Origin of the sequence: Acidomonas methanolica (assembly GCF_004346035.1) — a bacterium.
Lineage (GTDB): Bacteria > Pseudomonadota > Alphaproteobacteria > Acetobacterales > Acetobacteraceae > Acidomonas > Acidomonas methanolica.
Genome location: NZ_SLZN01000053.1, coordinates 1 through 9,732, shown reverse-complemented (window position 1 = coordinate 9,732; position 9,732 = coordinate 1). Strand labels below are relative to the sequence as shown.

Here is a 9,732-nt window from a genome sequence, read left to right as displayed (position 1 = left end):
GCGTAAATCTGGTTCGGGTGAACCTCATGGCGTTGCGCCAGATCCGTCACCGTCACGTCGCCTCGCACGGCCTCAAGCGCAATCTTCGCCTTCAATGCCCCGTCCAGCTTCCGTCTCGTCTTCTTCGTCATCATCGTTCCTTCATACGACAGAGCCAGATATCTCCAACTTAACCTGTGGTCCCATTTCCAGGGGCCACTTCAGCCTTCAATCCGATCGAGATGGCCTTCTCCAAGCTCAAATCCCTCATGCGCAGTAGGGCGGAATGCACCGGCGCCGCGCTTTGGGATGCCGTCGGAGATGTGCTGGAGGCCTTCACCCCAGCTCAATGGGCCAACTTCTTCACCACAGCAGGATATGAACCAGATTAAGGTGGAATGGCTCTAGAAATGACTCCCGAGGCTCTGAAGGGCCAATTCCACGTACCAGTTACAAAGCTCCTGATCCGGTATGTTCTCTTGAATGTAGAGAATGTTGATTTCCAAATAGTTAAAAAAATCATACATAGTGATCGAGGCTAGGCGTACCGATGGAACGTGGAAAACACCGGCTCGCACACCTCTCTCGACGACGTCTGCCCAAGCTTGATATTGACGGTTCCGTAAATTTAAGACTTCAGTTTTTATATCGGCATCCAGTTCAAGTGTTTCGCGTGCGGCCACGACAACTGCATTCGCGTGCGCGATCCGAAATTGGATTTGGGCCACAATGCCCTTTCGCACCTGCTCAACCGGATTCTCAGTCCCTGTGAGAGCTCTGATAAGATCGCTATATTGCGCATAAAACATTGCTAATATTATTCGATTCAATACCTCTTCTTTCGAGCCAATATGATTGTATAGGCTCGGAGCGCGAATTCCGATGGCACTCGCTATGTCGCGCATACTCGTTCGGGCAAATCCCTGTCGGGCAAAGAGGCGACATGCAACCTCGTTGATATAGTCTCGGTTAATAGCTTTTTTGCTTACAACGTGTGTGCCGTTATCTGACATATAATACGTTCGCCTAGGCTATTTTCGCGGTTGACATCAAGTCTGACTGCCTGACTTAAAGTGATTTCAGTTGGTTATGATTCATGAGTTTGCGACGACCTGATGAGATCAAGATGGCCTGGACTGGAATTACCCGCGCGCAGTATGGCCGGGATGACCTTGGGTATGCAAGTGACCCGCGCGATGCGGGGTGGCCGCTGATTGCATCGCTGATGCTTACCACCCATCAGTTTCGGTTCATCGCTCAAAACCGCCAAAATCCCGTTCAGGGTTGCGGCCGTCCCGCACAAGTTCTCGCTCATGCGGCCTATGATGCCTTGCCGGTTTGGCGCCTGAAGACGGAAGGTGGTATGCCTTCCCAGCGTTTGAATGCACGGCGGAAATTGGCCACGTCGCTATAACCAAGAAGAAAGGCCGCTTCTTTCGTGCTGATGCGGTCCACACAAAGATAACGATGGGCAATACGGCGTCGCAACTGGCAGACGATATCCTGATAGGTGGTATGTTCGTCAAGTAGTCGGCGCTCGAGTGTCCGAGGGGTGATATTAAGCAACTTGGCGGCCTGCTCCAGGGACAGGAACTCCCCTTGCCGCTTAAGGATCATGTTTTCGATCTTTTCGCTCAACGAGCCGCGATGCTCCACCCGTTCCAGTTCTGCCTGACAGATCAGTTGCGCCTCCTGCAACACGAAGGCGTCATGCTGCGACAACTTCACCATCGCGCCGGACAGCGGAAAGACCATGCCACTCCATGCCATGCCATAGAGGACGTCGCATCCCAGAATATCGCGCGACAGGCCGACATAAGCGGGCTCGGGAAAGGCAAAATGAACGCGCTGGCAGATGCTTCCCCCCAGGACCAGACTGTCGGCGATGTTTTTGACCGCGACCAAGGCCACTTCGAGTACAAGGCTGGCGGTATCGTCCAGTTCGGGCGATGCGTCGAGAACCACGCGAAACTCGTCCGCGTCGCTCTCGATTTTCATGGTGACCAGGGGGGTCCGCAAGGCCAGAAAGCGCGCCACGATCGTCATGGCGTCGGCAATTGATGCGCCGGATGACGCGGCGAAGCCGACGATTCCGTGCGAGGCCGGGTTAAGCCCTCGTCCGACCAAGAGCCCAAGTCCTGGCTCACCGCTCAATTTCAGGGCGTCGCGAATGAGCGCCTTGAAGTCGGTCAGGGGAATCTTGTGCGAGGCGTTCCCCAGATCTTCAAGGATGATACCCGCGCTGGCCAGCAGGTCCTGCGTATTGTGGCCGCGCAGGGCCACCTGCTGCAGGATTTGCGGCACATAATAGATCGGTACCAGCATCGGCAGGGTTTCTCCCGTTTATGGCGCGGCTGCACTTTCTGCTGTCGTCTTTGGCGGTAAATGACCCCTTTTTGTCGGATACGCAACTCCCCTGCAGCCGGCACATGATGAAAAACTGCGCCAGGAATGGAGGAGAACCACCATGTTGAAATTCCTTGGTGTTACCGCCCGGCACAAGGCGACGGTCAATGGTCGGGCGATCTCGGTAGAGCCCGGCGAAACGCTGCTGCAGGCGGCTTTGCGGCAGGACATCGACTTTCCCTATGTCTGCCGTGTTGGCGGCTGTGGCACATGCAAATGCAAGCTGATCGACGGTCGCGTGCGTGAGATGACCGAGACCGGCTATCTGCTGACCGAGGACGAAATTGCAGATGGCTATATCCTTGCCTGTCAGAGTACGCCGCGAACTGACGTTGCGATCGAGGTTGACCTCAAATCGGCCCTCGCGGGAAATGTCGTTCGCGGCCATATTGTCGGAAAGACGGCGCTGACGCATGACATTAGCCGGATCGACGTGCAACTGGAGGCGGCGCTTGATTACCGCGCCGGTCAATTCGCCGAACTATCGTTGAGTTCTCTGCCCGGCGTCCTGCGGACCTACTCCTTCGCGACGCCGCCAAGTGCCGACAACAAGACCAGTTTCTTCATCCGGCGGGTGCCGGGCGGCCAATTTTCCACCCGGGCCGTCGATGGCGATATCGTTGGCGAGGCGGTCCAGCTTCGTGGCCCCGGTGGTGCGTTCTGGTTGCGGCCTGGTAGCGAGCCGGTCATCATGGTGGCCGGAGGCAGCGGGCTTGCGCCGATCCTTGCCATGCTCAAGGATGCCAAGGCCCGAGGCGAGACGCGCCCCGTGACGCTGCTGTTCGGCGCACGCGAGGAGCGTGACCTCTATGCGCTGGACGAACTGGCTGTGCTTGAACGCGACTGGCCGGCCTTCACATTCGTGCCGGTGCTGTCGGCGGTGGCCGAGGGGGACGCCTGGGCGGGTGAACGCGGGATGGTGACAGACTACATCGGCAAATATTGCGGCGCCGCCGGTGCGGCCTATCTGTGTGGTCCGCCGGGAATGGTCGACGCCGCCAGCTCCAGGCTCAGGACGCAGGGTCTTGTCGACGAGGCGATCTTCGCGGATCGCTTCGTCGAGCGCGTGGCGCTGAAGGACACGGGCTTTACGGGAGGTGTCGTCGATGCCGAGCGTAGCCCCGCACATTGGAGCGACTATCTGAAATATTTCATGTTTCACGGAATCGCACTGGTCGCGATCGCCTGCTTCCTACTCGGTGGCGCCGCCATTCCCATCGGGCTGACGGCCATCCTGGCCTTTTATGTGCTCGGCGATGCTGTGTCGGGCGACGATACGAGCGTGCCGCGCTTCGACCGTCCCGGGGTGCTGACCATACAGCTCTGGCTGGCTCTGCCGCTGCTCGCGACGATCATGTTTTGCGCCGTTTGGAGCGCCAGTTCAAACGATCCCCTGGGCTTCGGCGACCTCATCGGCCGGGTAACCGGATATGACATCGTGGCGGCACGGCGCTCCACCACCCTGTTCGACCATGTCGCGGGTATTGGCCTTGCCGGCCTGATGATCGGCATCATCGGCACGATCACCGCCCATGAACTGACGCATCGCACCTGGGACCCCATTTCGATGTTCGTGGGACGGGTGCTTCTTGCCTTCAGCATCGACACGGCTTTTGCCATTGAACACGTCTATGGCCATCATCGTTACGTCTCGACGGCGCATGATCCGGCGACGGCGCCACGCGGACGCAATGTCTATGCCCATATCGTGATATCAACAATACGTGGGAATATGAGCGCCTGGCAGATCGAGTGCGAACGACTGCGCCGCAAGCATCTATCCATATATTCGTGGCATAACGCCTATCTCCGCGGGCAGTTCATGAGCGTCGTCCTGCTGGCGATCGCGGCGGCGATGGGCGGATGGACGGGGGCGACCTACTTTCTGCTATGCGCCCTGGTGGGCAAGGCACTTCTCGAGATCGTGAACTATATGGAGCATTACGGCATGGTCCGGTTGCCCGACCAACCCGTGCAGCCGCGCCATTCGTGGAACACCAACAAGCGTATCAGTTCGTGGTCGATGTTCAACCTCACACGCCATTCGCACCACCACGCTCAAGGTGAGGTGCCTTATCAGGACCTCATGCCTTTTCCCGATGCGCCGATGATGGTGGGCGGTTATCTCTCGACGCTCCTGCTGACGTTGGTCCCGCCGTTGTGGCACCATCTTATGACGCCCAAAGTCATGGCCTGGGATCGCGACCATGCCTCGCCGGAGGAGCGCATTCTGGCGCAGGAGGCGAACAGGCGTAGCGGCATGACGGCTTTTCGGCGCTACGACCCGCTTCACCGTGCAGCTCCTGGCAAATAGCCGAAAGCTACTATTACGAAGCATGCGCTACGGTGTTCCAATATCATCAGGCGCACCACACGATGCCGCCGCACCGGAGACCGTGATGTGATGGCCCTGCGATATGCAATGGCATATCGGTTCTGGAGAGAAGATATGCTGGAAGCAGATTATGTCATTGTCGGCGCGGGGCCGGCCGGATGCGCTCTGGCGGCGCGCATGGCAGCGTCGTCCGACAAGCCCTCCGTGATTCTGATCGAGGCCGGACCGGCAAGACCCTCGATACTGTCGACGGTGCCGGTGGGGGTGGCCGCGCTGGTGCCTTTGAAGAACCCCTATAACTATGCCTTCCATACGGTCCCGCAATCCGGCCTTGGCGGCCGCTGCGGCTATGTGCCGCGCGGACGCGGTGTAGGAGGTTCCAGCCTTATCAACGCGATGATCTATATCCGGGGCCAGCCCGAAGATTACGATGGCTGGGCGGCGGCGGGTTGCGTGGGCTGGGCCTGGGAGGACGTGTTGCCACTGTTCAAGCGCGCCGAATGCAATAGCCGGGGTGATGACGATCTCCATGGCGCCAGTGGTCCGCTGGCGGTTTCGGACCTCGTTTCGCCAAGCCCGATCTCCGCAGCATTCGTACAGGCGGCGAAGGCCTGCGGTTATGCCGGGAACGAGGACTTCAACGGCCCATGTCAGGAGGGCGTTGGATGGTATCAGGTCTTTCAGCGCGATGGCCGTCGGATAGACGCCGGGTCCGCCTATCTCCGCGGGCTGGGAAATGTCGATAATCTGGCTGTTCTGAGTGACACATCAGTCAGGCACATCGTTTTTGAAGGCCGGCGGGCGACCGGTGTCGCTGTCGCGGATCGCGGAGGCGCGCGTGTCATTCAGGCGCGGCGCGAAGTAATCCTCTCGGCCGGGACCATTGCCTCTCCCCATCTGCTGATGCTTTCGGGTGTCGGTCCCGCGGCACAGCTCGCCGCGCAGGGCATTCCGGTGATTGTCGATGCTCCTGAGGTCGGCCGGAATCTGCAGGATCACATCGACTATGGCGCGCATATGCGCATGAAGGGGCCGGGCCTGTTCGGTTACAGTCCTGCCGCCTTGTTACGCGCGACTGCGGCGCTCCCCGCCTATATGCGGGGCAAGGGCATGTTGACGAGCAATGTCGCGGAAGCGGGCGGTTTTGTCAGAAGCAGCGCGGAAGTCTCCAGACCGGATCTTCAATTTCATTTCTGCATCGCGTTGGTCGACGACCATGCGCGCAATTTCCACATTGCAACAGGCGTGACGCTGCACGTTTGCCCGCTGCGCCCCGAAAGCCGTGGCGAGATCGGCCTGGTCTCGCGCGATCCGGCGATACCGCCTGCGATCAATCCCAATTTTCTGTCTGCGGCAGGAGATCGGGATCTGATGCTGAAGGGCGCGCGGGCGGTGCATCGCATTCTCTCCGCGGCGCCGCTGGCAGCCTATGGCGGGCAGTTGATCTATGGCCGCCCTGAACCGGAAGATGCGGAATTGTTGGATTTGATCCGCGATCATTCCGATACCATCTATCACCCGGTTGGCACCTGCCGCATGGGCTCAGACGAAAGATCCGTGGTCACGCCTCACCTGAAGGTACGCGGCGTCGAGGGATTGCGCGTTGCGGACGCCTCGATCATGCCGACGCTGGTGAGCGGCAACACTCAGGCGCCTTCGGCGATGATCGGCGAAAGAGCGGCGGACCTCATTCTGGGAAGACGTGTCGCATGATGCAGGCCATTGTCCTGATCGAGAAGTTTAATGAAATGGGCCGCCCCTCATGGAATGCGGCGTATGATGCCGTGAAGCCGACAGGAGGAAGTGGGTCCCATGGAGATCGCGGTTCTGGGCATCGATTGGGGGTAATGCGCCCTTTTTAAGGGGGGCCCTGAATGAGAATGCAGGCCTGAACGATCGCCTCGGGAAAGACGGCGGTAATGGCCTCGGGGACGGTCCAATGGGGCTCCTCGTGCGAACGATCGGCCTGGCCCGGACAATGGTGAAAATTGGCGTGGCCAATATCGTCCATAATATGAACCGGGCCATCGGGCTTCATGGAAATGGGAGATCGCCGTCTGATCCGGCTCGATCGCGAGGAAAGCAGACGGCGATCCCGCCCACGATTCCCGGCCGATTGCTCACATGTTATATCGAGCGCGTGACTCCGGCTCACCTCCATCAACAAAAAACTCAGTTTTTAGAGGTGTCCAGTTGATCACCGTCGGCCTCATGCGGCGATACGTTCATTCAGGCAGATAAACTAAATGTGCACGACGGCTGCGCTGATTTCTTTGACGTGGGTCAGCCTTGGCAATAGGGTGACTAACGACCATTCGTTAGTATGGTCCGGGCGGAGACGGCCACGCAAAACACAATGAAAGTTCGTAAGATGGCTTCGAAACACATCATCATCATCGGTGCTGGAGCCGCTGGTATCCGCATGGGTATCCAGCTTCGGGAAATGGGAATTACCTCCTTCCAGATTGTGGAAAAGGACGATTCGGTTGGCGGAACCTGGCGCGACAATACATATCCCGGAGTGGCGTGCGATGTTCCGGCGCAATATTACTGCTATCCTTTTGCGCCGAATACGACGGTCAAAAATACGTTCGCGACAGGCTCCCAGCTTTGGGATTATTTTCAGGATATTGCGACCCGCTTCGAAATCGACGGTCACATCCGCTTCGGCGTGGAGGTGACGGATGCCGAGTGGGTGGCCGGAAGGTGGAAACTCACGACGACGGACGGTGAAATTCTTCACGCCGATATCGTCATCGGAGCCGTGGGCCGGCTGCGCGTTCCACACTATCCGGTCATCGAGGGGCTCGACGATTTTGGCGGCCCTGTCGTGCATTCTGCCCGGTGGGACAAGAACCTCTCTCTCGAAGGCAAGCGTGTCGGCGTCATCGGCAACGGGTCATCCGCCGTCCAGATCATCAGCGCCACTGTCGACAGCGTGGGGCATCTGGACGTGTATCAGCGGACGGCGCAATGGGTCTATCCATGGAAAAACAAGGAGATCGATCCGGAAGAGTTGGAGAGGGCGCGCACGTCCGACAGCGAGGCGATCCGTGCCTATGACAGGGCACGCGACACCTTTCGGGCGCTTTTCGAAGGCATCGCGGCCGGAGCGGATGCCGAGAAACGGAATGCCGCCTGCGTGGACGCCCTGAATTCCGTGAAAGACCCGGTGCTCCGGGCGAAATTAACGCCGGATTATCCCGTCGGTTGCAAGCGTCTGGTCGTTTCCGGAACATTCTATGATGCGATCCAGCGGCCGAATGTCTCCGTCGTTACCGAACGCATCGCGCGCGTCGAGCGTGAAGGAATAAGGATGGCCGACGGGGCGCTGCGTCCGCTGGACATCATCGTGCTGGCAACCGGATTCCATGCCGACAGTTATCTGCGCCCGATGCGGGTGACCGGTGAGGACGGCATGACACTCGACGACATCTGGTCGGACGTGTTCCTCAATTACAATTCGATCGCGCTGCCTTTCATGCCGAATTTCTTCATGGTCAATGGACCGTTTTCGCCCGGCGGAAGCATTTCGATCATCGAAATCATCGAAACGCACGTCAATTATGTCGCACGGCTGATCGACAGGGTGGTCAGGGACCATGTGGAAATCGCACCGAAGATCGAGCGGTCCGAAAAATTCGTGCACGACGCGCGCGAGCGGGCAAAAAAAACGATCTGGTACACGGGTGGTTGCAGCAGTTGGTATCTGGATGCCAACGGCGTACCACTGGTCAATCCCCTGACGTCGACGCAGCTTGAAGAATTGATGCGCGACGTTGTGTTTTCGGACTTCAACGTCCGGCCTGCTCAGGTGGAAGTCGCGACATGAACATGCCCGGCAAGGAGCGAGCGCTCGTTCTGGGCGGCGGCGGGATTACCGGGATCGCGTGGGAGACGGGCGTTCTCGCCGGACTCGCCCGCGGCGGGCTAGATGTCGTCGCATCCGCGGATGTCATTATAGGGACATCCGCTGGGGCGACCGTCGCCGCCCAGATTACGTCTCCCATGTCGGTTTCCACGCTGTATCGTCGCCAGATTGACGGAACGCTGGCGCGCGAGCCCGATATCGACCTGAACGTGCGCGAACTGATTGCCCGGTTTTCCGGGATCATGACAAGCGAACCGAATGCCCTGCATGCACGGAAAGCCATAGGCGCTCTTGCGCTTCAGCACGACAGGGTGTCCGAAGCGGAACGCCGCGCACTCATCGAAAATCGGCTGCCGTCCCACACATGGCCAGATCGGGGACCGGACCTGCGTTTGACGGCGATCGACGCCCATACCGGCCTGTTGCGGGTTTTCGATGCACGGTCGGGGGTCGATCTGGTGGACGCGGTGGCCGCAAGTTGCGCGATTGCCGTCGTCTGGCCGGCCGTGACGATCGCGGGAACCCGCTATATGGATGGCTCCTTCCGTTCAGCTACGAACGAGGATCTCGCCCAGGGGTTCCGGCGGGTTCTTGTTCTACAGCCGATGAATCTGGGGGCAACTTCGGATGTCCGTCCCCTGAGCGCGTCGTCGGACGTGCATGTGGTGCGACCGGACGAGGCCGCCGTAGCCGCCATGACGGCATTTCTCGACCCCGCGGCTGCGGCGGTCAGCGCACGGGAAGGTTACCGGCAGGGACATGACGAGGCGACACGGCTGGCGCGGATGTGGTGCCCATGACCTGGTATCCGTTAGCGATATGATATCCAGCCGATTTTCGAATCCGGGACGCACATGCCCACGCTAACCGGGGCCTGTGGGCGCTGTTGTACAAATTGGATTGAGTGGGATTCACAGCGGGAATCGGTGCTGATAGCCCGCATTTCTCACACGGGTAGGTGCATCGGACTGGCTTTGTTGCACAAATTAGGAATTGGACGCGGCAAGTTCTTTGATGGGCGTTGTTTACCGAACGGTCTGTGTGATTGGGGTTCCGAGCGCGGTGAAGCGATTGAGTATGGCGATACGCAGGTAGAACTCCGAGACCTGACGGTCAAAGTCTCTCGCGGTGAGGCGCTGGC

General features: G+C 59.1%; 7 protein-coding genes and 3 pseudogenes. 6 read left to right on the top strand and 4 right to left on the bottom strand.

Features of this window, described 5'->3' with window-relative positions; genetic code table 11:
• Together EDC31_RS16625 and EDC31_RS16620 are read right to left on the bottom strand one after the other, a co-directional pair.
• Positions 1–131: transposase (locus EDC31_RS16625; RefSeq protein WP_243697817.1), on the bottom strand; the 131-nt coding region annotated here is incomplete at its 3' end.
• Positions 132–383: 252 nt separating this feature from the next.
• Complete coding sequence (locus tag EDC31_RS16620; RefSeq protein ID WP_081797840.1) at positions 384–992, bottom strand: TetR/AcrR family transcriptional regulator; 609 nt, start codon at positions 990–992, stop codon at positions 384–386.
• Positions 993–1,105: 113 nt separating this feature from the next.
• On the opposite strand from EDC31_RS16620, the pseudogene EDC31_RS16615 reads away from it, so the two are divergent.
• Positions 1,106–1,207: pseudogene (locus EDC31_RS16615) on the top strand (IS5/IS1182 family transposase); the annotation flags it as partial.
• Positions 1,208–1,299: 92 nt separating this feature from the next.
• Here EDC31_RS16615 and EDC31_RS16610 read toward each other — a convergent pair.
• Complete coding sequence (locus EDC31_RS16610; RefSeq protein WP_042061308.1) at positions 1,300–2,304, bottom strand: AraC family transcriptional regulator; 1,005 nt, start codon at positions 2,302–2,304, stop codon at positions 1,300–1,302.
• 142 nt (positions 2,305–2,446) lie between these two features.
• On the opposite strand from EDC31_RS16610, the gene EDC31_RS16605 reads away from it, so the two are divergent.
• The 5 genes and pseudogenes from EDC31_RS16605 to EDC31_RS16590 all read left to right on the top strand — a co-directional run bounded on the left by EDC31_RS16605 (position 2,447) and on the right by EDC31_RS16590 (position 9,391).
• A complete protein-coding gene (locus EDC31_RS16605; RefSeq protein WP_042061310.1) occupies positions 2,447–4,699 on the top strand; it encodes a fatty acid desaturase in 2,253 nt (750 codons plus the stop codon).
• Positions 4,700–4,834: 135 nt separating this feature from the next.
• Positions 4,835–6,433 (top strand): GMC family oxidoreductase, encoded by a 1,599-nt coding sequence (locus tag EDC31_RS16600; RefSeq protein WP_239641741.1) that lies wholly within the window; start codon positions 4,835–4,837, stop codon positions 6,431–6,433.
• 220 nt (positions 6,434–6,653) lie between these two features.
• Positions 6,654–6,764: pseudogene (locus EDC31_RS18275) on the top strand (IS5/IS1182 family transposase); the annotation flags it as partial.
• 279 nt (positions 6,765–7,043) lie between these two features.
• On the top strand, positions 7,044–8,552 hold the full coding sequence (locus EDC31_RS16595) for a flavin-containing monooxygenase (protein ID WP_081797846.1): 1,509 nt from the start codon (positions 7,044–7,046) through the stop codon (positions 8,550–8,552).
• Positions 8,549–9,391 carry a patatin-like phospholipase family protein gene (locus EDC31_RS16590; protein WP_204366705.1) on the top strand — a complete coding sequence of 281 codons (843 nt, stop codon included), beginning with the start codon at positions 8,549–8,551 and terminating at the stop codon, positions 9,389–9,391. Before EDC31_RS16595 ends, EDC31_RS16590 begins: the two co-directional genes overlap by 4 nt.
• 225 nt (positions 9,392–9,616) lie before the next feature.
• Here the strand turns inward: EDC31_RS16590 and EDC31_RS16585 are convergent.
• Positions 9,617–9,732 (bottom strand): annotated as a pseudogene (locus tag EDC31_RS16585) (IS5/IS1182 family transposase); the annotation flags it as partial.